This is a genomic window from Pseudomonas gingeri (genome assembly GCF_013386165.1).
GTDB lineage: Bacteria > Pseudomonadota > Gammaproteobacteria > Pseudomonadales > Pseudomonadaceae > Aquipseudomonas > Aquipseudomonas gingeri_C.
Genome location: NZ_JACAOS010000001.1, coordinates 396,962 through 419,813 on the forward strand (window position 1 = coordinate 396,962; position 22,852 = coordinate 419,813).

Genomic DNA, 22,852 nt, shown 5'->3' on the forward strand with positions numbered 1-22,852 from the left:
CGGGAGGTCGACAAATACTAAATACTGAATGCGGCGTTCGATTAAATAGATGGCTTGCGTCCGCCAGGGGGCTGTTCGCGGGCCACGGTCAGGAACGGGTCCACCAACGGTGGGCGGGCGGTGCCCCGGCGCCAGGCCAGGCCGACGTCGAGGGTCTGGCTCAGGTCTGCCAGCGGCCGGGCTTCGATGATGTCGCCTTCCAGGGACCAGGGCCGGTAGGTCATGTCCGGCTGGATCGACACCCCCAGCCCGGCCGCCACCAGGCTACGCACCGCTTCGGTGGAGGCGGTGCGCAAGGTGATCCGCGGTTGCAACCCGGCGCCACGCCACATGCGCTGGGCATTGCGGTCCATTTCATCGACATTGAGCTGGATCAGCGGCTCGCGGGCGACGTCGGCCAGGTTGATGCTGTCGTGTTCCAGCAGTGGGTGCTGGGCCGGCAGCCACAGCCGATGGGGCGAATGGGTCAGGACCTCGGTCTGCAAGGCATGGCGGTCCTCCAGGTTGGAGAGGATCAGCACCCCGACATCGATCTCGCCGCTGACCAGCAAGTGCTCGATATACGGACGCTCGTCCTCCATCACGCGGATTTCCACGTTGGGGTAGGCGCGCTGGAAGCGGGTCAGCAGGTCGGCGAGGTAGTAACCGGCCACCAGGCTGGTCACGCCGATGGTCAGTTGCCCGGCCACCTGGTCGGTGCTCTGTTGCAGGCTGCGCTTGGCGTTGTCGACGGTGGCGAGAATCAGGTGCGCCTGGCGCAGGAACTGGTGGCCCTGGTGGGTCAGGGTCATGCCCTTGGCGTGGCGGTTGAACAGGCTGACGCCAATCTCTTGTTCAAGCTGCTGGATCGCCAGGGTCAGGGTCGACTGGGAAATGAACACCGCCTGGGCGGCAGCCGAGATCGAACCGGTCTCGGCCACGGCGATAAAGTGACGGATCTGACGCAAGGTCATCATGGGGCGCGCACCGATACCGGCTAGCCGGCAGGTTGTTTTTATGGATGCGAACCAGTGTATATCTTTTTAATCGATGGCCTTGTTCGTGATGGGAGAGCCGCTCAGCGCAAATCGCCTGCCTGGGGCGCCGTGTGAAAATGCGCTTGGCCCTTGCCCGCATGCTTGGCGCGGTACAAGGCCCGGTCCGCCAGGCCCAGCACGTCGCTCAGGTCCGACGCATCCAGGGGCCATAGCGCGCCGCCGATGCTGCAACCGATCCAGGCCGGGACATCGTGCACCCGAAACGATTGCCCAAGGCTGGCGAGCACGCGCTCGGCGATGCTGCGTGCCTGGTCGATGGCATCGTGGCGGGGGACCTGCAGGACCATCAGGAATTCGTCGCCGCCCAGGCGTGCCACCAGGTCGCCTTCGCGCAGGCAGACCCGCAAGCGACTCGCCACTTCCCTGAGTAGTTCATCGCCGCCGGCATGGCCGAACTGGTCGTTGATCGGCTTGAAACCGTCCAGGTCCAGGTACAGCAGGGCCAGATAATGGTTCTGCGCCTGGCTGCGTTGCTGGGCGCGTGGCAGGTATTTTTCCAGTGCGGCGCGATTCGGCAGGCCGGTCAGGGCGTCATGGTGGGCCAGGCTTTCCATCATGCCCAAGGCGGTCTGCTGGTTGCTCAGGCTGTCCACCAGGTGGCGGATCGACTGGCTCAACTGGGCGATTTCCCGGGTGCCCTTGAGCTCGGGAATCTCCATGGATTCGCCGAGACTCAGGCGGTCGGCGGCCCTGGCGATGACCTGCAGCGGCCGGGTAAACCAGGTGGCCAGCAACCAGCCGATAAAGGCGACAAGCACCGCCAGGGCAATGCCCCAGACCAGAATGTCGCGCTGCAAATCCTTGGCCGGGGCGTAGGCTTCATCGAGGGTCTGGCGCGACACCACGGTCCAGCCCAGCCCGGCGTAATTGCCGTAGCCGCGACTCACCGCGATCCCGGTCAGGTAGTCGTTGCCGTCTGGCCAGCGCTGGACGCCCCAGCGGGTCTGCTGGCTGCCGAGGTTGTCGAGCAAAGGCAGGGACAAGCGCTGGTCCATCGATTCCCGGGGTCCGAGAATGACCTGATGGTTGGCGGAAAGTACGAAAAACTCTTCCTTGCGCCGGACCTGGATAGGTTCGAGCAAGGATTTGCGCAACTCTTCGGCCCAGCCCCAGGAAAGGTGCGCCGAGAGTACTCCGACACTACTTTGTGACTTAATATTTCCGGATTCGTCGCCGAATACCGGCAAGCTGATGTCCACGAACCGCATGGTTTCGCCATTGGGGTTGGGCAGCATTTTGGACAACAGCAGGGCGTCATGCACATCGCCGACGAACAGGTGCTCCCGGGCCTGGTTGAACACTGGCCGGTCGCTGATATCGGTCTGTTCGAGCACACCTTGGGTCCCGGCCTGGACCACACCGTTGGGCGCGACGAAACCGACCCAGGCGAAACTGGGGAACTCCTCCTGCAAATGGTTGAGCAATTGACGAATCTGCGAGGTGTCCGAGGCCTTTTGAATGATCTGCATCCGGCTGATGACGCTCAGCAGGTGAATCCGGCTGGCCATGTCGCGGTCCAGGCGATCAGACATCTGGTAGGCATTTTCGGCGAGATCCTGTCCGATTTCGCTGATCATCCGCGAACTGGAGTCGTGGCTGATGAAAGACCCCAGTAACCAGCTCAGCAGGCTGACCAGTACGGCGATCATCAACGCGAAACGACTGCGTAGGCTGGGCAGCACGGACATGAACTAGGTTCCTGGGCCTTATGGGTTATATGATGGGTGTTCGATAATGGCAGTTTGCTTTTGCTCGGTGTTAGCTGATCTTGAGCGAGTGGTCGGTAAAGACGCTGATCAGTGTCGTAATAGCCTATCGGTTATATTTCCTGTTGTTGTAGACCTATGTTGTAGACCGTTGCTGTAAACCAAAGCCTGGGCCTGTGCGAAAAGGATGGCACACCCTCGGCTATACTGCCCTCATTTGAATGGCTCTAGAGGATTGAGAGTGAAAAACTGGACCTTGCGCCAACGAATACTGGCGAGTTTTGCCGTCATCATCGCGATCATGCTGCTGATGGTCGTCGCCTCGTATTCCCGGCTGCTCTCGATCGAGTCCAGCGAGGAGAGTGTGCGCACCGACGCCATTCCCGGGGTTTACTACAGCACCATGATCCGTAGCGCCTGGGTCGACAGCTATGTGCTGACCCAGCAATTGCTCGGGTTCAACGCCGACGGCGTGATCAACCCCGCCGACCAGGCGCAGTTCAAGGACTTTGAAAACCGTCTGGTCAAGCAGATCGACAATTACCAGAAGACCATTTTCAATCAGGAAGACCAGGCCGCCTTCGACGTCTTCAAACGTGACCACGAGGCGTACGACAAACTGCTGGGCAACGTGCTTGATCTGTACCAGCACAAGCAGAATGAACAGGCCATCCGGGTGTTCAACGAACAACTGGCGCCGGCCTGGGCTGCCGGCCGTAAACAGCTCAACGACATCATCACCCAGAACAAGGACGTGGCCGATCAGGACACTGACGCGATTTCCGCCGCCGTGTCTGCGGCGAAACTCAGCATGGGAATTTCCTTGCTGATCGCGGTCATCGCCGCCGCTCTCTGTGGCCTGCTGCTGATGCGGGCGATCATGGCGCCGATGCAACGGATTGTCGAAATCCTCGAAATCATGCGCGACGGTGATCTGAGCAGCCGCCTGAACCTGGCGCGCAAGGATGAGTTCGGCGCCGTGGAAACCGGCTTCAATGACATGATGACCGAGCTCACGTCCCTGGTTTCCCAGGCCCAGCGCTCCTCGGTACAGGTCACCACGTCGGTCACGGAAATCGCCGCCACCTCCAAGCAACAGCAGGCCACGGCGACCGAAACCGCCGCGACCACCACCGAGATCGGCGCGACCTCGCGGGAAATCGCCGCGACCTCCCGGGACCTGGTGCGGACCATGACCGAAGTCTCCACCGCCGCCGACCAGGCCTCGGTGCTCGCCGGCTCCGGCCAGCAAGGCCTGGCGCGCATGGAAGAAACCATGCATTCGGTAATGGGCGCTGCCGACCTGGTGAACGCCAAGCTCGCGATCCTCAACGAGAAGGCCGGCAACATCAACCAGGTGGTGGTGACCATCGTCAAGGTCGCCGACCAGACCAACCTGCTGTCCCTCAACGCGGCCATCGAGGCGGAAAAAGCCGGTGAGTACGGTCGCGGTTTTGCCGTGGTTGCCACCGAAGTGCGGCGCCTGGCGGACCAGACCGCCGTCGCCACCTACGATATCGAGCAGATGGTCCGCGAGATCCAGTCGGCGGTGTCCGCCGGGGTCATGGGCATGGACAAGTTCTCCGAGGAAGTGCGCCGTGGCATGTTTGAAGTGCAGCAGGTCGGTGAGCAGTTGTCGCAGATCATCCATCAGGTCCAGGCCCTGGCGCCGCGGGTGCTGATGGTCAACGAAGGCATGCAGGCCCAGGCCACCGGCGCCGAACAGATCAACCTCGCCCTGGTGCAATTGGGCGATGCCAGCAGCCAGACCGTTGAATCCCTGCGCCAGGCCAGCTTCGCCATCGACGAGCTGAGCCAGGTCGCGGTGGGCCTGCGCAGCGGCGTTTCGCGTTTCAAAGTCTGATGAGCGAATTGGTGGCTAAACGCGTCGCCAGCGCGCAGCCCAGGAACAGTCTGTTCCTGGTCTTTCGCATTGGCGGCGAACGTTATGCGCTGGAAGCCGTCGAGGTGGCCGAAGTGCTGCCGCACCTGCAACTCAAGCCGATTGCTCAAGCACCGGCCTGGGTCGCGGGGGTGCTGGCCCATCGTGGTGTGATGGTGCCGGTGATCGACGTCAGCGCCATGACCTTCGGCCAAGCGGCGACGGCCCGTACCAGTACGCGTCTGGTGCTGGTGCATTACCGTCCCGCGGGCGAGGTGCCCGGGCGCCTGCTCGGGTTGATCCTCGAACAGGCCACCGACACCCTGCGTTGCAACCCGGCGGAGTTCCAGCCTTATGGCCTGGACAACCGCGACGCGCCTTACCTGGGGCCGGTCCGCGAAGATGCCCAGGGCCTGCTGCAACGCATTCGGGTCAATGACCTGCTCAGCGTCGAGGTCCGCGCACTGCTGTTTCCGGCCGTGGATGAGGCGCCTGCATGAGTGATGACCAGCGTTTCTTCGACTTCCTCAAGCACCGTATCGGCCTCGACGTGGCCTCGGTCGGCCCGGCCATTATCGAGCGTGCCGTGCGTCAACGCTGTACTCAGTTGCAGATGCCCTCGACGGATGACTACTGGACCCGATTGCAGACCAGTGGCGACGAGCAGCAAGCGCTGATCGAGGCGGTGATCGTCCCGGAAACCTGGTTCTTTCGTTACCCCGAGTCCTTTTCTACCCTGGCGCGCCTGGCGGCCGAGCGGGTGGCGCAACTCAAGGGCATGCGTGCCTTGAAGATCCTCAGCCTGCCCTGTTCCACAGGCGAAGAGCCCCATTCGATCGCCATGGCCTTGCTCGACGCAGGCCTGGCGCCGCACCAGTTCAAGGTCGACGGCATCGACGTCAGCCCGCTGTCGGTGGAGCGGGCCAAGCGTGCGGTGTACGGCAAGAACTCCTTTCGCGGACAGGGTCTCGAGTTTCGCGAACGGCATTTCACCGTAGTGGCGGACGGTTACCGGCTCAGCGAGCGGGTCCGCGAACAGGTGCGTTTGCAGAGCGGCAATCTGCTCGACCCCGAATTGCAGGCGGGTGAGGTCTATGACTTCGTGTTTTGCCGTAACCTGCTGATCTATTTCGACCTGGCGACGCAACGCCAGGTCTTCGACATCCTCAAGCGCTTCACCCATGTGGACGGGGTGCTGTTTATCGGCCCGGCCGAGGGCAACCTGCTGGGGCGGATGGGCATGCGCTCGATCGGTGCGCCGCAGTCCTTTGCCTTTCGCCGCCAGACGGAGTCCGAGCCTGAGCCCCTGCCGGTGTTTGTTCCGCCGTCCTTGCCAGTGCCAGTGTCGGCGCCTGTCAGCGCGCCGGTGCTGCCGCTGCGGCGACCGTTCGCCCCCGGCGCGGCTTTCGTGCCCCCGGCGCCCCGGGCGAGGCCCGCCGGTTCGGACGAGGCCGCCGACCTGTTGGCGCGGATTGCAACGCTGGCCAACGAAGGCAACGGCGCCCAGGCGCGCCAGGTCTGTGAAACCTATCTGCGACAACACGAGCCGGTGGCCCAGGTCTTCTACTGGCTGGGCCTGCTGAGCGACGTGGCCGGCAGTGCGCTGGAGGCCCAGGGCTTTTATCGCAAGGCCTTGTACCTGGAACCGCAACATCCCGAGGCCCTTGTCCACCTGGCGGCCCTGCTGGCGTCCCAGGGCGATGCGGCAGGTGCCCGGCGATTGCAGGAACGCGCCGCCCGTAGCGAGCGCGCCGCTGACAGTGAGCGTAAACGATGAGCGGTTTGACAGCCTTGAACCTGATCCACGATGACGCCGAGAAAATCGACGATTGCTGGAACCGCATCGGTATCCACGGCGATAGGTCCTGCCCGCTGCTGGCCGAGCATATCCACTGCCGTAACTGCGCGGTGTACTCTGCCGCCGCCACGCGGCTGCTGGACCGTTACTCGTTGCGACAGGAACACCTGGAACAGAGCACGACGATCGAGGCCGATACTGAGATAGTCACCCGTTCGCTGCTGATGTTCCGGCTCGGCGAAGAATGGCTGGGCCTGGCCACCCGTTGCCTGGTGGAAGTCGCACCGTTGCAGCCGATTCATTCCTTGCCGCATCAGCGCTCGCGGGCCTTGCTTGGCGTTGCCAATGTGCGCGGGGCCTTGGTGGCCTGCCTGTCGCTGGTGGAGTTGCTCGGGCTCGACGCCTCGGTCACGGCCACGCCGGGCGGCCGGGTCATGCCGCGCATGCTGATCCTCGGTGCCCAGGGCGGTCCGGTGGTGTTGCCGGTGGACGAAGTGGACGGTATCCATGCCATCGACCAGCGCCTGCTCGACACTGCCAGCGCTGCCGGGCCCCAGGCCAGCGCGCGATTTACCCGTGGCGTGCTGCCGTTCAAAGGACGCAGTCTGCGTTGGCTGGATGAAGAGCAATTGCTCTCGGCCGTGACCCGGAGCCTCACATGACCCCCGATCAAATGCGCGACTCGTCGCTGCTGGAACTGTTCAGCCTGGAGGCCGAGGCCCAGACCCAGGTGCTCAGCGCCGGCCTGCTGGCCCTGGAACGCAATCCGACCCAGGCCGATCAGCTCGAAGCCTGCATGCGCGCCGCCCACTCCCTCAAGGGCGCGGCGCGAATTGTCGGCGTCGACGCCGGGGTCAGCGTCGCCCACGTGATGGAGGATTGCCTGGTCAGTGCCCAGGAAGGTCGCCTGTACCTGCAACCGGAGCATATCGACGCCTTGCTGCACGGCACCGACTTGCTGATGCGGGTCGCCACGCCCAGCAGCAATGTCGGGCCGGTGGAGATCGAGGCCTATGTCCTGCGGTTGCAAGCGTTGCTCGATCCCGCCGCTGCGCGGCCGGCACCGAGGGTGCCTGGCCTGCCCGAGGCAATCGAGGCGCAACTGGCGATCACACCACCTGCCGTGGTCCTTGACCTTGAACCCGCGCCGGTTGAGCCCGCGCTGGTCGAAACGGCACCGGCTGAGCCGATAACCTCCGGCCGCCGGGTTACCGAAGGCGGCGAACGGGTGCTGCGGGTCACGGCCGAGCGCCTGAACAGCCTGCTCGACCTGTCGAGCAAATCCCTGGTGGAAACCCAGCGCATCAAGCCTTACCTGGCGACCATGCAGCGCGCGCGAAGGATACAGAGCAAAGGTCTGCGGGCCCTGGAACAACTCAGCGAACAATTGCAGAACCTCGGCCTAAGCCTTGAGGTCGAGGAGTCCCTGGCCGATGCCCGGCGCTTGTTGACCGAGTCCCAGCAGATGCTGACGGCGCAAGCGGTGGAGCTGGACGAGTTCGGCTGGCAGGCCAGCCAGCGTGCCCAGGTCTTGTATGACACCGCACTGGCCTGCCGCATGCGGCCCTTTGCCGATGTGCTGAGCGGCCAGGTGCGGATGGTCCGCGACCTGGGCCGCAGCCTGGGCAAGCAGGTGCGTCTGGAGGTCGAAGGGGAGAAAACCCAGGTCGACCGTGATGTGCTGGAAAAACTCGAAGCGCCGCTGACCCACCTGCTGCGCAACGCCGTGGACCACGGCATCGAAAGCCCGGAACTGCGGGTGCTGGCCGGCAAGCCGGCCGAAGGTTTGATTCGCCTGCGGGCTTCCCACCAGGCCGGGTTGCTGGTGTTGCAGTTGAGCGACGACGGCGGTGGCGTGGACCTGGAGCGGGTCCGGCGCAGCATCGTCGAGCGCCAGTTGTCCCCGGCCGAGACCGCGGCGCAACTGAGCGAGGAGGAGTTGTTGAGTTTCCTCTTCCTGCCGGGTTTCAGCCTGCGGGACAAAGTCACCGAAGTGTCCGGGCGCGGGGTCGGCCTCGACGCGGTGCAGCATATGGTCCGCCAGTTGCGCGGCGCGGTGGTGCTGGAGCAGACGGCGGGGCAGGGCAGCCGTTTCCACCTCGAAGTGCCGCTGACCTTGTCGGTGGTGCGCAGCCTGGTGGTGGAAGTCGGCGGCGAAGCCTATGCCTTTCCCCTGGCCCACATCGAGCGCATGTGCGACCTGGCGCCCGAGGACATCGTGCAACTCGAAGGGCGCCAGCATTTCTGGCACGAAGGCCGGCACGTCGGATTGGTGGCGGCCAGCCAGCTGTTGCAGCGCCCGGCGAGCGAGCACCATGATGGCAACCTCAAGGTCGTGGTGATCCGCGAGCGTGACGCGGTCTATGGGGTCGAGGTGGAACGTTTTATCGGCGAGCGCACCCTGGTGGTGTTGCCGCTGGACCCCCGGCTGGGCAAGGTCCAGGATATTTCCGCCGGGGCCTTGCTCGACGACGGTTCGGCGGTGCTGATCGTCGACGTCGAAGACATGCTGCGTTCGGTGGACAAGCTGCTCAATACCGGTCGCCTGGAACGTATCGACCGGCGCAATCGCCAGGCCAGTGAAGTCGCGCGCAAGCGCGTGCTGGTGGTCGACGACTCCCTGACCGTGCGCGAACTGCAACGTAAACTGCTGCTCAATCGGGGTTATGAGGTGGCGGTCGCGGTGGATGGCATGGACGGTTGGAATGCCCTGCGCGCCGAGGACTTCGACCTGTTGATCACTGATATCGACATGCCACGAATGGACGGGATTGAATTGGTCACACTCTTGCGTAAAGACACGCGCTTGCAGTCACTGCCGGTCATGGTGGTGTCCTACAAGGACCGTGAAGAAGACCGTCGACGTGGACTGGACGCCGGAGCCGACTATTATCTGGCCAAGGCCAGTTTTCATGACGATGCCTTGCTGGATGCCGTGGTGGAGTTAATCGGGGGAGCCCAGGGATGAGGATCGCTATCGTCAACGATATGCCCATGGCGGTAGAAGCGTTGCGCCGTGCCCTGGCGTTCGAGCCGGCGCACGAGGTGATCTGGGTCGCCGGCAATGGGGCCGAAGCGGTGCATCACTGTGCCGAGGACACCCCGGACCTGATCCTGATGGACCTGATCATGCCGGTGATGGACGGCGTCGAAGCCACCCGTCGGATCATGGCCGAGTCGCCGTGCGCGATTGTTATTGTCACCGTCGACCGGCAGCAGAATGTCCACCGGGTCTTTGAAGCCATGGGCCACGGCGCCCTGGACGTGGTCGACACCCCTGCGATCGGTGCTGGCAACCCGAAGGAAGCCGCGGCGCCGTTGTTGCGCAAGATCCTCAATATCGGTTGGTTGATCGGCCAGCGCGGCAGTCGGGTGCGCAGCGTAACGGCGCCTGTCCGGGACAACAGTCCACGGCAGAAACTGGTGGCTATCGGCTCTTCAGCGGGGGGACCGGCGGCGTTGGAAATGTTGCTGAAAGGTTTGCCTGCTAATTTCCCTGCCGCGATTGTGCTGGTCCAGCATGTCGACCAGGTCTTTGCCGCCGGCATGGCCGAATGGTTGAGCGGTGTCTGCGGCTTGCCGGTGCGCCTGGCGCGCGACGGCGAGGCCCCGCAGCCAGGCAGCGTGCTGCTGGCCGGAACGAATCACCATATCCGCTTATTGAAAAACGGCACCTTGGCCTACACCGCCGAGCCCGTGAACGAGATCTACCGACCTTCCATCGACGTGTTTTTCGAGAGTGTCGCCAGCTACTGGAACGGCGATGCGGTGGGTGTGTTGTTGACGGGCATGGGACGCGACGGTGCTCAAGGGTTGAAGCTGATGCGCGAGCACGGCTACCTGACCATCGCCCAGGACCAACTGAGTAGCGCCGTGTACGGCATGCCCAAGGCGGCGGCGGCGATTGATGCCGCTGTTGAAATTCGCCCACTGAACAAGATCGCACCACGCTTGCTGGAGATATTTCCTACATGAGTTCTATAGTCAGCAGTCCTGGTTTGAAAGCAGTATTTCAGGTGACCGCGTATGAATGATTTACAACCCTATGATTTCAAGACCACCGACGAAAACGCCGCCATGGTGTTGCTGGTTGATGACCAGGCCATGATTGGCGAGGCGGTGCGGCGCGGGCTGGCCACGGAAGCGAATATTGATTTCCACTTTTGTGCTGATCCGCACCAGGCAATTGCCCAGGCGATCCGTATCAAACCGACGGTGATCCTGCAGGACCTGGTGATGCCCGGGCTCGATGGCCTGAGCCTGGTGCGCGAGTACCGCAATCACCCGGCAACCAAGGACATCCCGATCATCGTACTTTCGACCAAGGAAGACCCGCTGATCAAGAGCGCGGCGTTTGCCGCCGGGGCCAATGATTACCTGGTCAAGTTGCCGGACAACATCGAACTGGTGGCGCGCATTCGTTATCACTCGCGCTCCTACATGACCTTGTTGCAGCGTGATGCGGCGTATCGGGCGTTGCGGGTCAGTCAGCAGCAATTGCTCGACACCAACCTGGTGCTGCAGCGCTTGATGAACTCCGACGGTTTGACGGGGTTGTCCAACCGCCGGCACTTCGACGAGTACCTGGAGTTGGAGTGGCGAAGGGCGCAGCGCGAGCAGACACAGATGTCGCTGTTGATGATCGACGTCGATTACTTCAAATCCTTCAATGACAGCTTTGGCCACCTGGAGGGCGATGAAGCCTTGCGCAAGGTGGCGGAGACGATTCGTGCCGCGAGCAGCCGGCCTTCGGATTTGCCGGCGCGTTATGGTGGCGAAGAGTTTGCGTTGGTGCTGCCGAACACCTCGCAAGGCGGTGCGCGACTGGTGGCGGAAAAACTGCGCCAGACCGTGGCGGGGTTGAAGATCGCACACAACTCGCCGAGCGAGGGTTCGGTGCTGACCATCAGCATCGGCTTGTCCACCCTGGTGCCGCAACAGGGCAGCAACTGCCGGGAGCTGATTTCGGCGGCGGACAAGGGGCTGTATTCGGCGAAGAACAGCGGGCGCAACCAAGTAGGCATTGGCTAACACGGTCCCCTGTAGGAGCGAGCTTGCTCGCGATGAACTCAAGGGCGCCGGGTGTATCCCAGATACCCCGCGTTATCGTTGACCTCCATCGCGAGCAATCGAGCGTCGACCGGCTGCTCCTACAGGAGCTTGCGTTGCCCCCGCAAGCTCGGACAAATCGCCATTACTGGCATCCGCAGTGGCTCGTATTTCAAGGTGTAAAAGCAGCGACTATTCGGTGGGAGGCTGGACTATAGCTCGGTCGTCACCGACGAATCGGTGATCGATCTTAGCCAGTCGAAATTCCTCACGGAGCTTGAGCGCCACCATTACAATGTTGGCGCTTACTACTGCCTGACGTTTGCGTTATGGCGGTTGTGCGCGGGACACCTTCGGGTGTGCCGGGTGTAGCTCATAGGACCCGGTCGGCTAACCCGCGTACAGCTGCCACCTTAGTTTTGCTTAGCCGCAAAAGGTGGTGGCTCCTAATGGAGCTTTATCGATGAGCCAATATCGTCCGCTACAAAGCAATCTCACCGAAGTCCCCGTTCTCTACCTCAACCTCGATGCCCCGGTGCGCGATCTCTATGCGTGCGCCATCCAGCGCATCAAGGCCGCCCGTGACCTGACCCATAGCCTGACGTGCATGAGCATCGGCAACACCTGCGACCGTGATCTTTACCACTTCGCCGGTGCCGCCTACCTGCTGTTGCAGGATGGTTGCGACGCATTGGATGCGATGCAGGGCATGTTCACCGACCGAGTCCGCAGCGCCCCGGTTTCCTGATCGAACACCACCCTGTAGGAGCCGGCTTGCTGGCGATGACGTCCGCAAGATCGACGCATGACTTTCTGGCCTCATCGCCAGCAAGCCGGCTCCTACACGGGCCAGTGCGAGCCTGAAAGACCGCGTGTGAGTTAAACGTCCAACGGAAAAAGAATAAGGTTCTCCAATGGGAGTCACTACAGGTTTAACGCTCTGATCAGTGGATCTTGATACAACTCATCGACTTCTATGCCAGCGGCTCGGGCTTTGGCTTCCAATGCTTCACGCCGTTTTTTAGAGATCGCCAGTTCGTCAGGCAAAAGTTCTTTCCAGTGAAGTTTATCTTCACCTTGAAAGGGTATTTTCCAGAACTCTGCCTCGGTTGAAAATGTCAGCGTTACTAAATAGGTTCCTCGCTCTTTTGGTGCTGCTCGAGAAGGCGAGTGTAGAGCCCGAAGATGCAAATATGAATGTTCGTTAAAAAAATACCAGTCATAAAAAAGGCCAATTTCAAGCCAGCGCTTCAGGTCTATCTTGTAGTTAGGGGCCAGCCAGGGGTGGCTAAAAACAAGTTTGCCCAGTACTTTTTCAGGTGTATTGATTTTGTCCATCTCTTTGCCTGATATTCTAGGGTCGCTCCTGTGGTAGTAGTGCGTCCAACCCGCGCGCTGGAGGCCGTTGATTAATTGATAAAGGGCTTCTTGAGAGTCTTCGTGCAAGCTGTCATCGGGAAGTCCCCTTAGCGTGATTTCTATACTTTCGATTTGGCTGCCATCTCTGTCAAAAATAGCAGTGCTTATTCTGAAAGCATTTTTTAGCAATAGCGTATGCGCCCCTGTTTTTATACTGGCGATGGGTAGCTCTTTGTTATTGGGGGAGCGAGAGATTTCATACCAGCATACACCGGCTGCTGCCAAGCAATCTGGCTTGAATGGTATCGGGCTGCGTGCAATGACATCATTGATGTTTTCACTCAGGTTGATTTCAATGATGGGGGCACTGTTTTCCATTTTTTGGCTCTCCGTGGGGGAGGGGATGTCACAGGCGGTTAACCCTAGTGTCAGTGCCGCAAGCAAGGCTTTTCTCATACAGCATCAGACCATTTGGATAGGGCCGTAATGGAACTCTCCATGTACTCGTTGTTGTGCTGCATTAGTAGATGATATCTATGTGCGATTTTTGTAATGAAGTTCATTCTGTATGTTTCGTCGTATAAGTCTCCTTCTGTCATCTGCACCCGAAGGTTTTCCTCCTCGACATCACAAGCCATGCTAAAAGCGGCGGATCGGAGCGGAAAGCAAGGGAGTCCTTCTGTCAAAGCTTGAAGATCTAATACTTTTTGAAAGGCGAGGTCTTCGTAGATAAGAGGTTGTAAAACTTCTAGCTGCTCGTGGTTGGCAATTGCCAATAGGGATTTTAATTGCAACGGGGGTTTTTCGCTTTTTGCCGCCAGTTCAGTTTCCTTGATGGCTTTGAATGCCTTTAGAAGATATTCGTTCACTTCGAAATTTTTCAGTATTGCCAGCGCCTCCTCCGCCCATGGCAAGCTTTTCAGCCCCGCCAGTGCCAATTCAGGACAGTCCAGCGCATTACGCTCCGATGCACATTCTTCGAACTGCTCGGGAAATTGGCTATAAAACCAGTGCCAGACAAAAATATCCTGGAATAACCAGAAGTTACCTTTGCCCAGCCCGTCCTTGCCGATGGCCATCGGATTAGGCAGATAATCTCCCACTGAGACAGCCAACGCGTCCGGTATGAAGTCCAGGCCGCACTTCACCTGTTTACTGGCAAAGGCGGCCAGGCCCATCCAGTAGAAGCGCCCCTTCAGTTCGGGTTTTCCACCGTCTTCCAACTCCAGATAGAACCGCGCATAGGTCGCCGCGATGCGTGCTGCGCGGGCACTGAAACTGGCGACCAGTTCGCTGCGCATGTGTTGTGAGTAGGGATCACGTTTCTCCACCGTCAGTCGACGTATCGCTTCCTGTTGGCCCCAGGCCCAGAGTATTTCGCAGCCAAAGGTCTGCTTGGAAACCGAATCGGGTCGGGTATTGGTGGTGCACGTGAGGATCGGATCGGCACTCATTGCTTGCGACTCCTTTCATAACTGTCAGCGCCTTCCGGGACATGGAATTTGTCCCAGCGTAAAAACGCCTTGAGGTCCTGGGCGCTGTGGGTCTTGATGCGGGGGAGAAGACCTTCGGCATCGCTGGTAACGACCAGAGGGGTGGTGTCCCCGGGTATTGCCATGGCGACCTGGATTCCTTTCAAGGGCGTGCCGGAACGGTTGAGCAGTTGCATCTGCTCGTCGTGGGCTTCTTGGGCACCGCCGCCGGGCGCAAGATTTGTGGTCCCGGCCTGTCCAGCGGCGGCGGGTCTGAGGGCCGCCAACACGGCAATGTCCGCTCGCGTACCTGCTGGCTCATTGGCTTCGGGACCTACGCAACTGATTCCGTTGCCGTCGAGTTTGATGAAGTGGCCGCCCACCTTGATCGTCAGTTCTGCGCCCGCTTCGATAACGATCTTTTCTCCCGCGTAGAAATGAATTTCCTGTCCTGCTTCAACCAGATAACCCACCCCCGCTTTCATCTGCTGACTCTTCCCCACCGTCAGATGGTCGTCACCCTTCACCTCGCAACGGCGATCCTGGTGAACGGTATGGTGTTCCTCGGCCTGAAACTCGGCGTAGCTGTTGGCGCCGACACTTTCATGCCGTTCATGGCCGACCTGCACGTGCTGGTCATGTTCGATGTGCTGTTCAAAGTCCCGTTGGGCATGCACATAGATCTGTTCCTGGCCCTTGAGGTCTTCGATGCGGATTTCATTGCTGCCGCCGCCGCCCGGACTGCTCTGGCTCTTGAACACACTGCGGGTCTTGTGCGCGGGCAGCGGGTAGGGCGCGGGCTGCGCGGCGTTGTTCAGGCAACCGACGATCAGCGGCTGGTCCGGGTCGCCTTCCAGGAAGGTCACCAGCACTTCCATGCCGACACGGGGCAGGGTGACCGCGCCATGGCTCGGCCCGGCCCAGCCGGACGCCACCCGCAGCCAGCAACTGCTGTGGGCGCCGGTTTCGTCCGAGCGGTCCCAGTGAAACTTGACCTTTACCCGGCCATATTCGTCGCAGTGGATCTCTTCTCCAGGCGGGCCGGTGACGATCGCGGTTTGGGCATTCAGGCGTCGGGATTCGCGGGCTTGCAGAGGCGGCCGAAAGAACACATCCCACGGCGTGGCCAGAAAGCTGTTGCGGTAGCCCTGGCGGAAATCGCTGTTGGCACTGCTTGGACTTGGCGCCGATTCTTCCAGCACCTGCGGCTGCTTGCCTTCATGGGTGAGGTGGGTCAACAGCCAGAGATCGTTCCAGTCCGGTTGTGGATGATCGCTCAGGGTCAGGAGGTGGCCGCTGACCAATTGTGCTTCATTGCTCTTGCCCGACGCCTGTCGATAGTTGGCGCGATGGCGCTCCAATTGGCGGTGATTGAGGTGCTTGCCAATGTCGTCATGCTTGAAGTGGCCGGGGTATCGATAGTCCTCCAGCACAGGTTTCGGTGTGGAGTCGGTGGTGTGGGTTGTTCGTTCCAGCGAGGTATGGGGCTTCTCGAAATCGTAGTCGCGCAAGGCCGCGTGGCTGCTGCGGGTTTCCAGACGCAGGTCGAAAGACTTGATGCTCGGTGTCGCGGCCACGGCGCCGCTGTCCGGTACATAGGGCACCGCATTGGGTAGCCGGCGAAAGAACGTCTGGTCATCGCCGAAGGCCAGGTGGTGGTCGGCCGGGCTGTGCTGGAAGTGGTAGTGCAGGCCATCTTCCTCGCACAATCGCTGGATGAACGCCAGGTCGGACTCGTTGTACTGCACGCAGTATTCGCGGGCGGGGAAGGGCGTCGCCAGGTTGAAGCTGAAGGCGTTGCCGAGGATGCCGTGGTCCTTGAGCACCTGGGCGATGATCTGCGGTACGCTCTGGTTCTGGAAGATGCGCTGGTTGAAACGGTGGCCCAGGTAGGTCAGTTGCGGGACGAGGGTGAGGTGATAGTGGCTCCAGCGCTGACCGGTATCCCCCTGGCCGATGCTGTAGACCTGGCCATGAATGCCCGCACCGCCATCGTTGAAGGCGAGGAAGCCCTGCTGGTGCAACAGCTCGTCAAGATTCAGGTCCGGGCGGCGGCTGACCAGTTCCAGCTCGAAACGGTAGGGCTGGCTGATGGCTTCGCTGCCGTTGAAGGCCAGCACCTGGAGTTCAGGGGCAAGGCCTGGAAAGGTCAGGGTAAAGCGGTTTAACGGCGCTGAAATGAACATTCGTAGTCCCTTACTCAAGCGGTAAGGGGTGAGTCTGCTTGTCCTCGGCGGTGCGTTGAATAGGTCAGTGGAAAAACAGAAACACCTTACAAATCAAGGTTAAAAAGACTGACGCTGTAGCGGGATTTTTTGCCAAAAGAAGTGGAAGTGCCACTGCTGGCTGTGTCAGTGACACCCGTCCCGCGTGCGGTTTTCAGCCCCGGTTCGAGCGTTTCCAGCCATACAGGGTGATGATCCAGAACGGCAGCCACCAGATCAGATCGTTGCAAAGCAGCATGATCCCGCTGTGCCAGGGCAGGACACCGCTCATGGCCGACTGCACAAAGCCAATAGGCCCCAACGTCTTGCCCACCAGCCCGACGGCCACCAGCGGCCAGTAACGCACCACATCCTGAGCGGCAATCCAGTAACCCAACGCGTACACGCCGACCATCATGCCGATGCAGCGAACCATCACGTCCGGCGTTGCCGGCATCTGCAACCAGGTGAACACCTCGGCCGGCCAGACGGCCAGCAGTACCGCATAGAACAGGTTGTAGAGGGCCGCCACGCGCAGGACCCAGGACATCCAGGCAGGGGCGAGTTTTGTTGAGAACAGGTACGTCATGGTTTTTCCGTCTGTGTGGAGGGGAAGGTCGGCTCGACAAGGCCCAGGACCCCGCTGTAGTGAATAAGCGTGCCGAAGCGCGTCAGGCTGACCTTGACCTCGCAGTGATAATGTTGGACGTCGATGGGCTGTTCGCTCGCGGTGATCGTCAGGCCGGGCACCGGCCAGCCCAGCCTGCGCAGTACAACCCGCTCGCTGCGTTGCTGCAGGCTGCCGTCGGCCTCGACCCAGGTGCCGAGATGCACTGAAACCGGCCCCACGTGTTCGATGATCACCCGGCCGCTCCCGGCTTGCATCACGCTGTTCATGGCTTTTCCACCGATGATTCTCGACCAGCGCTCGCGGCGGCTGGCCAGTGGCGCCAGACGCACGTGGCAGGTGGCGGCCGGCGACGCGGCGGGCATCCTGCCCAACAGCGGCAACAGCCGCCGCCAGAAAGAAGCCGCCCAGCTGACCGCCAGCGTGCCCTGGACCTGGGACCCCTGCGGGCCATGCAAGGCTTGCAGGACGGGCGCCAGATTCGCGAAGTCCTGCCCGAGCACTTGCTGATACAGACTCTTCATCGGCGGGTTGCCGTGACTTGGGCGTCCTGCACGGCGAGCGCGGCCAGGATCATTTCGTGACGCGTCATGGAAGCTTTCCTTGCGTAAATATTCCATTTTTTGGGGATACACACTCAAGCGACCAGGAGGAGTCTGCGTGTCCTGGGCGGTGTGTTTGAACAGTGCGGCTGAAAAACAGAAAAGACCTACGTCTGAGGGTTTGAAAACCTTACGCGGTCAGTCATGTTGCTCGCGGATTATGACTTTGTGCCTTCACCCCGCCAAGCGGGCTGCCGGGACGCCCACAACTCGGTTATACTCGTCGGCTTTCAAAAGTTCACCGACGAGTGCTGCCCGCCATGGAAATCAACCCGATCCTTAACAGTATCAAGGACCTGTCCGAGCGCTCCGAAACCATTCGGGGGTATCTTTGACTACGATCAAAAGCATGAGCGTCTGACCGAAGTCAATCGCGAGCTTGAAGATCCGGCTGTCTGGAACAACCCCGAATACGCACAGAACCTCGGCCGCGAGCGTTCCGCCCTGGCGCTGATCGTTGAGACCCTGGACGACATGTCCAGCGGCCTGAGCGATGCCCGCGACCTGTTGGAAATGGCCGCCGCCGAAGAAGACCAGGGTGCCGTCGACGACGTCGCCGCTGAGGTCGAACGCCTGCGCGCCGCCCTCGAGAAACTCGAATTCCGTCGCATGTTCAGCGGCGAAATGGACGCGAACAACGCCTACCTTGATATCCAGGCCGGTTCCGGCGGCACCGAAGCCCAGGACTGGGCCAACATCCTGCTGCGCATGTACCTGCGCTGGGCCGACAAACGCGGTTTCGACGCCACCATCATGGAACTGTCCGCCGGTGAAGTCGCCGGGATCAAGGGCGCCACCGTGCATATCAAGGGCGAGTACGCCTTCGGTTGGCTGCGCACCGAGATCGGCGTGCACCGTCTGGTGCGCAAGAGCCCGTTCGACTCCGGCAACCGTCGCCACACCTCGTTCTCCGCGGTGTTCGTGTCCCCGGAAATCGACGACAACATCGAAATCGAAATCAACCCGGCAGACCTGCGGATCGACACCTATCGTTCCTCCGGTGCCGGTGGTCAGCACGTTAACACCACCGACTCGGCCGTACGGATCACCCACGTACCGTCCAACACCGTGGTCAGCTGCCAGAACGAACGTTCCCAGCACGCGAACAAAGACACCGCGATGAAAATGCTGCGGGCGCGCTTGTACGAACAGGAAGTGCAGAAGCGCAACGCCGCTTCCCAGGCCCTGGAAGACACCAAGTCGGATATCGGCTGGGGTCACCAGATCCGCTCCTACGTACTCGACGCCTCGCGGATCAAGGATCTGCGGACCAACATCGAACGCAGTGACTGCGACAAGGTGTTGGACGGCGATATCGACGAATACCTGGAAGCCAGCCTCAAGCAAGGGCTTTAAGGCACTGCGGCGGCGGCGCGCACCAAGGTGCGCCGCTTGCCGTGAACCCCTGCCGAAGGCCGGGGGCAACGAACCTGTGATGGAAAATCTAAAGACATGAGCGACCTACAACTCGACCCGCAAGCCCTGCAACAGGAAGAAAACACCCTGATCGCCCTGCGCAAGGAAAAGCTGGCTGCCGAGCGCGCCAAGGGTCAGGCCTTCCCCAACGACTTCCGTCGCGACGCCTACTGCGAAGATTTGCAGAAACAGTACGCCGACAAGACCAAGGAAGAGCTGGCAGAGGCAGCGATCCCGGTCAAGGTTGCCGGTCGCATCATGCTCAACCGTGGCTCCTTCATGGTGATCCAGGACATGTCCGGGCGCATCCAGGTCTACGTCAACCGCAAGACCTTGTCGGAAGACACCCTGGCCGCGGTGAAAACCTGGGACCTGGGCGACATCATCGCCGCCGAGGGCACACTGGCCCGTTCGGGCAAGGGCGACCTGTACGTTGAAATGACCGAAGTGCGCCTGCTGACCAAGTCCCTGCGCCCGCTGCCGGACAAGCACCACGGCCTGACCGACACCGAAACCCGTTATCGCCAGCGCTACGTCGACCTGATCGTCAACGAAGAAGTCCGCCAGACGTTCCGCGTGCGTTCGCAGGTCATCGCCCATATCCGCAACTTCATGATGCAGCGCGATTTCATGGAAGTGGAAACGCCGATGCTGCAAACCATCCCCGGTGGTGCCGCGGCCAAGCCGTTCGAAACCCACCACAATGCGCTGGACATGGGCATGTACCTGCGCATCGCGCCGGAGTTGTACCTCAAGCGCCTGGTGGTCGGTGGCTTCGAGCGGGTGTTCGAGATCAACCGCAACTTCCGTAACGAAGGCGTGTCGACCCGGCACAACCCTGAATTCACCATGTTGGAGTTCTACCAGGCGTACGCCGACTACGAAGACAACATGGACCTGACCGAAGAGCTGTTCCGTGAGCTGGCCCAGGCCGTTCTGGGCAGCACCGATGTGCCGTACGGCGACAAGGTCTTCCACTTCGGTGAACCTTTCGTGCGCCTGTCGGTGTTCGATTCGATCCTCAAGTACAACCCGGAACTGACCGCCGCCGACTTGCAGGACGTCGACAAGGCCCGCGCCATTGCCAAGCAGGCCGGCGCCAAGGTGCTCGGCTTCGAAGGCCTGGGCAAGTTGCAGGTGATGATTTTCGAAGAGCTGGTCGAGCACAAGCTGGAACAGCCGCACTTCATTACCGAGTACCCGTTCGAAGTCTCGCCGCTGGCTCGCCGCAATGACGACAACCCGAACGTCACCGACCGTTTCGAGCTGTTTATCGGTGGCCGTGAAATCGCCAACGCCTATTCCGAGTTGAACGACGCGGAAGACCAGGCCGAGCGCTTCCAGGCCCAGGTGGCCGAGAAGGACGCCGGCGACGACGAAGCCATGCACTACGACGCCGACTTTGTGCGGGCGCTGGAGTACGGCATGCCGCCGACCGCGGGTGAGGGCATCGGTATCGACCGCCTGGTGATGTTGCTCACCAACGCACCGTCGATTCGCGACGTGATCCTGTTCCCGCACATGCGGCCACAAGCGTAAACCTGTTGTTGAAAAAGCCGCCCTTGCAAGGCGGCTTTTTTATTGTCTGTTGGGACTGATGTTTCAAATTATTACAAGAGAGGAAGACCGGTAGTGGAGCGTGCAATGGCGCAAAAGGGAGCAGCTGGCGTCGCTACGGCGGTGGCTGAGAGCGTTCAGTATCAAGGGCGCAAGGCCAGTCGACAGGGAAGCGAGCAGCGACGACAGGCGATTCTTGACGCCGCCATGCGCATTGTCGTGCGCGACGGTGTGCGCGGGGTACGGCACCGTGCGGTGGCCGCCGAGGCCGATGTGCCGCTGTCGGCCACCACCTATTACTTCAAGGATATCGATGACCTGCTCACCGATACCTTCGCCCAGTATGTCGAGCGTAGTGCGGCCTTTATGGCCAAGCTGTGGGAAAACACCGAGGGCGTGTTGCGCGAGATGCTCGCCTACGGTGATGGCAGTGCGGCGTCACGGGCGCAACTGGCCGACGACATCGCCCGTATGGCCGCCGATTATATCCTGCGTCAACTGCATAACCGTCGCGAGCACCTGATGGCCGAACAGGCGTTTCGCCAGGAAGCGCTGATCAATCCCCGCCTGGCGGTGCTGGTGCGTTCGCATCAGCAAATTCTCCTACGGGGAACTTGCCAGTTTTTCCAGGTTCTAGGGTCTAAAGAGCCACAGCAGGATGCCAAAGTGTTGACGGCGATTATCGGACGGATGGAATATCAGGGCCTGCTCAACGACGCTGAGGTCCAGTCCGAACAGGACATGCTGGGGATCCTCTCGCGTTACATGCACCTGGTGCTGGCCTCGGTCTAGGCTGTTTTGCATGGCTATTCACCGCTGTAACCCTCAGGAGTCACCCTTGGACGATTACCAGCAGACGATACGCAGCCTCTCCGATCGCATTGTGCTGGCACAGACACCGATTCGCGTGCTCGACGCGGTGAAGTGGGACGAGAACATCCGCAAGGGTTTTCTCAAGGGCAAGGGCAAGGAAATGCCGGCGGTGGATCGCGACTATTACGCCTCGCGGCCACTGTCGTTCGATTCCGGTGCGGTGAAGGCGGAGTTTCAGAGTATCGAGCGCGATGTCACCCGGCGTCTCGGCCAGTTCAACCCGGTCGGGCAGATCATGCGCCGGATGTGCCGCGAGTACCGTCAGGTGGTGCGGATGCTCGAAGCCCGTGGTACCGCGGATTTCGGCCTGATTTCCCAGGAATTGTACGGCGCCGCGTCGGACGCGTTCCACGCCGGTGACCCGACCCTGGCCGACCTCGGGTTGATGCTGTCTGATTACCTGAACAATATCGACGGCCGTGGCGACCTGAAGGACGAGCCCAAGACCCTCACCGCCAAGGACGCGGTCAGCATGCTGCAAAGCCGTCTGAACAAGGTGTTCGGTGAGGCCGAGGAAACCATCCGGGTCTTCGAGTCCGACGGCATTGTTGCCGACGCAGCGGCCGGTGCCGACTACATCAAGATCCGCGCCGATGCGATGTTCAACTCGCGGGATGTGCGGGCGCTGGAGGTGCATGAAGGGTTGGTGCATGTCGGCACCACCCTCAACGGCTTGAACCAGCCGATCTGCACCTTCCTGTCCAAGGGCCCGCCCTCGTCGACCGTGACCCAGGAAGGCCTGGCGATCCTGATGGAAGTGATTGCCTTCGCCTCTTATCCGACCCGTCTGCGCAAGTTGACCAACCGCACCCGGGCCATCGATATGGTCGAGCAGGGCGCAGATTTCCTCCAGGTGTTCGAGTTCTTCCGCGAGCAGGGTTTCGAGATGGCGGAAAGCTACGGCAATGCCAGTCGGATCTTCCGGGGCTCGACACCGACGGGGCTGCCATTTACCAAAGACTTGTCCTACCTCAAGGGCTTCATCATGGTTTACAACTATATTCAGTTGGCCGTGCGCAAGGGCAAGCTCGAGCAGGTGCCGTTGTTGTTTTGCGGCAAGACCACGTTGGAGGATATGCGCACGCTGCGCCAGTTGGTGGATGAGGGCCTGGTGGTGCCGCCCAAGTACCTTCCGGAGCAGTTTCGCGACATGAATGCGTTGTCGGCCTGGATGTGTTTCAGCAACTTCCTGAACCACTTGAGCCTGGATCGGATCGAGGCGGATTACTCTAATATCCTCTGATCGCTGAACCGCCGTACCTTGTAGGA

General features: G+C 61.0%; 19 protein-coding genes. 12 read left to right on the forward strand and 7 right to left on the reverse strand.

Features of this window, described 5'->3' with window-relative positions; translation table 11 throughout:
• Positions 1-41: 41 nt before the first annotated feature.
• Positions 42-956: a LysR family transcriptional regulator gene (locus HX866_RS01680; RefSeq protein WP_177093027.1), complete on the reverse strand. Its 915-nt coding sequence runs from the start codon at positions 954-956 to the stop codon at positions 42-44.
• Positions 957-1,057: 101 nt separating this feature from the next.
• Positions 1,058-2,725, reverse strand: a complete 1,668-nt coding sequence (locus tag HX866_RS01685; protein WP_177137841.1) for a diguanylate cyclase domain-containing protein — start codon at positions 2,723-2,725, stop codon at positions 1,058-1,060.
• A 259-nt stretch (positions 2,726-2,984) separates the two neighbouring features.
• On the opposite strand from HX866_RS01685, the gene HX866_RS01690 reads away from it, so the two are divergent.
• The 8 genes from HX866_RS01690 to HX866_RS01725 all read left to right on the forward strand — a co-directional run bounded on the left by HX866_RS01690 (position 2,985) and on the right by HX866_RS01725 (position 12,220).
• On the forward strand, positions 2,985-4,607 hold the full coding sequence (locus HX866_RS01690; protein WP_177093025.1) for a methyl-accepting chemotaxis protein: 1,623 nt from the start codon (positions 2,985-2,987) through the stop codon (positions 4,605-4,607).
• On the forward strand, positions 4,607-5,125 hold the full coding sequence (locus HX866_RS01695) for a chemotaxis protein CheW (RefSeq protein WP_177137843.1): 519 nt from the start codon (positions 4,607-4,609) through the stop codon (positions 5,123-5,125). The genes HX866_RS01690 and HX866_RS01695 overlap by 1 nt, the downstream gene beginning before the upstream one ends.
• Positions 5,122-6,402 (forward strand): CheR family methyltransferase, encoded by a 1,281-nt coding sequence (locus tag HX866_RS01700; protein ID WP_177137844.1) that lies wholly within the window; start codon positions 5,122-5,124, stop codon positions 6,400-6,402. Before HX866_RS01695 ends, HX866_RS01700 begins: the two co-directional genes overlap by 4 nt.
• A complete protein-coding gene (locus HX866_RS01705; protein WP_177093022.1) occupies positions 6,399-7,085 on the forward strand; it encodes a chemotaxis protein CheW in 687 nt (228 codons plus the stop codon). Before HX866_RS01700 ends, HX866_RS01705 begins: the two co-directional genes overlap by 4 nt.
• On the forward strand, positions 7,082-9,391 hold the full coding sequence (locus HX866_RS01710) for a hybrid sensor histidine kinase/response regulator (RefSeq protein WP_177093021.1): 2,310 nt from the start codon (positions 7,082-7,084) through the stop codon (positions 9,389-9,391). Before HX866_RS01705 ends, HX866_RS01710 begins: the two co-directional genes overlap by 4 nt.
• Entirely contained in the window at positions 9,388-10,398 is a 1,011-nt protein-coding gene (locus HX866_RS01715; protein WP_177093020.1) for a chemotaxis response regulator protein-glutamate methylesterase, read from the forward strand. The genes HX866_RS01710 and HX866_RS01715 overlap by 4 nt, the downstream gene beginning before the upstream one ends.
• 51 nt (positions 10,399-10,449) lie before the next feature.
• Entirely contained in the window at positions 10,450-11,454 is a 1,005-nt protein-coding gene (locus HX866_RS01720) for a response regulator (RefSeq protein WP_177137845.1), read from the forward strand.
• Positions 11,455-11,935: 481 nt separating this feature from the next.
• A complete protein-coding gene (locus HX866_RS01725) occupies positions 11,936-12,220 on the forward strand; it encodes a hypothetical protein (RefSeq protein WP_177093018.1) in 285 nt (94 codons plus the stop codon).
• Positions 12,221-12,396: 176 nt separating this feature from the next.
• On the opposite strand, the gene HX866_RS01730 is transcribed toward HX866_RS01725, so the two are convergent.
• The 5 genes from HX866_RS01730 to HX866_RS01750 form a co-directional block, all read right to left on the reverse strand.
• Entirely contained in the window at positions 12,397-13,209 is an 813-nt protein-coding gene (locus HX866_RS01730; protein ID WP_177137846.1) for a hypothetical protein, read from the reverse strand.
• Positions 13,210-13,283: 74 nt separating this feature from the next.
• Positions 13,284-14,285 (reverse strand): DUF2515 family protein, encoded by a 1,002-nt coding sequence (locus HX866_RS01735; protein WP_177137847.1) that lies wholly within the window; start codon positions 14,283-14,285, stop codon positions 13,284-13,286.
• Positions 14,282-16,489 (reverse strand): type VI secretion system Vgr family protein, encoded by a 2,208-nt coding sequence (locus tag HX866_RS01740; protein ID WP_177137848.1) that lies wholly within the window; start codon positions 16,487-16,489, stop codon positions 14,282-14,284. The genes HX866_RS01735 and HX866_RS01740 overlap by 4 nt, the downstream gene beginning before the upstream one ends.
• 193 nt (positions 16,490-16,682) lie before the next feature.
• The gene (locus tag HX866_RS01745; protein WP_177093013.1) at positions 16,683-17,096 is read right to left on the reverse strand and encodes an alkyl hydroperoxide reductase; all 414 of its coding nucleotides are present in this window, start codon (positions 17,094-17,096) and stop codon (positions 16,683-16,685) included.
• Positions 17,093-17,659 (reverse strand): DUF4166 domain-containing protein, encoded by a 567-nt coding sequence (locus HX866_RS01750; protein WP_177093012.1) that lies wholly within the window; start codon positions 17,657-17,659, stop codon positions 17,093-17,095. The genes HX866_RS01745 and HX866_RS01750 overlap by 4 nt, the downstream gene beginning before the upstream one ends.
• Before the next feature lie 338 nt (positions 17,660-17,997).
• Here HX866_RS01750 and prfB point away from each other — a divergent pair.
• From prfB to HX866_RS01770, 4 genes are all read left to right on the forward strand, one after another.
• A protein-coding gene (prfB, locus tag HX866_RS01755) for a peptide chain release factor 2 (RefSeq protein ID WP_100942385.1) occupies positions 17,998-19,093 on the forward strand; the annotation gives its coding sequence in 2 pieces (ribosomal slippage) (positions 17,998-18,069 and positions 18,071-19,093; 1,095 coding nt in all).
• 96 nt (positions 19,094-19,189) lie between these two features.
• Positions 19,190-20,692, forward strand: a complete 1,503-nt coding sequence (gene lysS / locus HX866_RS01760) for a lysine--tRNA ligase (protein WP_177093011.1) — start codon at positions 19,190-19,192, stop codon at positions 20,690-20,692.
• Between the two features lie 105 nt (positions 20,693-20,797).
• Positions 20,798-21,502, forward strand: a complete 705-nt coding sequence (locus HX866_RS01765; protein WP_177093010.1) for a TetR/AcrR family transcriptional regulator — start codon at positions 20,798-20,800, stop codon at positions 21,500-21,502.
• Between the two features lie 10 nt (positions 21,503-21,512).
• Positions 21,513-22,826, forward strand: a complete 1,314-nt coding sequence (locus HX866_RS01770) for a flavohemoglobin expression-modulating QEGLA motif protein (protein ID WP_177126152.1) — start codon at positions 21,513-21,515, stop codon at positions 22,824-22,826.
• Positions 22,827-22,852 lie beyond the last annotated feature (26 nt).

Excerpts from the sequence above, each read along its gene's own strand:
- HX866_RS01680 (WP_177093027.1), bottom strand. The coding sequence starts at position 956 with ATGATGACCTTGCGTCAGATCCGTCACTTTATCGCCGTGGCCGAGACC.
- lysS (WP_177093011.1), top strand. The coding sequence starts at position 19,190 with ATGAGCGACCTACAACTCGACCCGCAAGCCCTGCAACAGGAAGAAAAC.
- HX866_RS01700 (WP_177137844.1), top strand. The coding sequence starts at position 5,122 with ATGAGTGATGACCAGCGTTTCTTCGACTTCCTCAAGCACCGTATCGGC.
- HX866_RS01745 (WP_177093013.1), bottom strand. The coding sequence starts at position 17,096 with ATGACGTACCTGTTCTCAACAAAACTCGCCCCTGCCTGGATGTCCTGG.
- HX866_RS01720 (WP_177137845.1), top strand. The coding sequence starts at position 10,450 with ATGAATGATTTACAACCCTATGATTTCAAGACCACCGACGAAAACGCC.
- HX866_RS01740 (WP_177137848.1), bottom strand. The coding sequence starts at position 16,489 with ATGTTCATTTCAGCGCCGTTAAACCGCTTTACCCTGACCTTTCCAGGC.
- HX866_RS01765 (WP_177093010.1), top strand. The coding sequence starts at position 20,798 with ATGGCGCAAAAGGGAGCAGCTGGCGTCGCTACGGCGGTGGCTGAGAGC.
- HX866_RS01730 (WP_177137846.1), bottom strand. The coding sequence starts at position 13,209 with ATGGAAAACAGTGCCCCCATCATTGAAATCAACCTGAGTGAAAACATC.
- HX866_RS01685 (WP_177137841.1), bottom strand. The coding sequence starts at position 2,725 with ATGTCCGTGCTGCCCAGCCTACGCAGTCGTTTCGCGTTGATGATCGCC.
- HX866_RS01725 (WP_177093018.1), top strand. The coding sequence starts at position 11,936 with ATGAGCCAATATCGTCCGCTACAAAGCAATCTCACCGAAGTCCCCGTT.
- HX866_RS01735 (WP_177137847.1), bottom strand. The coding sequence starts at position 14,285 with ATGAGTGCCGATCCGATCCTCACGTGCACCACCAATACCCGACCCGAT.
- HX866_RS01695 (WP_177137843.1), top strand. The coding sequence starts at position 4,607 with ATGAGCGAATTGGTGGCTAAACGCGTCGCCAGCGCGCAGCCCAGGAAC.
- HX866_RS01715 (WP_177093020.1), top strand. The coding sequence starts at position 9,388 with ATGAGGATCGCTATCGTCAACGATATGCCCATGGCGGTAGAAGCGTTG.
- HX866_RS01705 (WP_177093022.1), top strand. The coding sequence starts at position 6,399 with ATGAGCGGTTTGACAGCCTTGAACCTGATCCACGATGACGCCGAGAAA.
- HX866_RS01710 (WP_177093021.1), top strand. The coding sequence starts at position 7,082 with ATGACCCCCGATCAAATGCGCGACTCGTCGCTGCTGGAACTGTTCAGC.
- HX866_RS01750 (WP_177093012.1), bottom strand. The coding sequence starts at position 17,659 with ATGAAGAGTCTGTATCAGCAAGTGCTCGGGCAGGACTTCGCGAATCTG.
- HX866_RS01770 (WP_177126152.1), top strand. The coding sequence starts at position 21,513 with ATGGCTATTCACCGCTGTAACCCTCAGGAGTCACCCTTGGACGATTAC.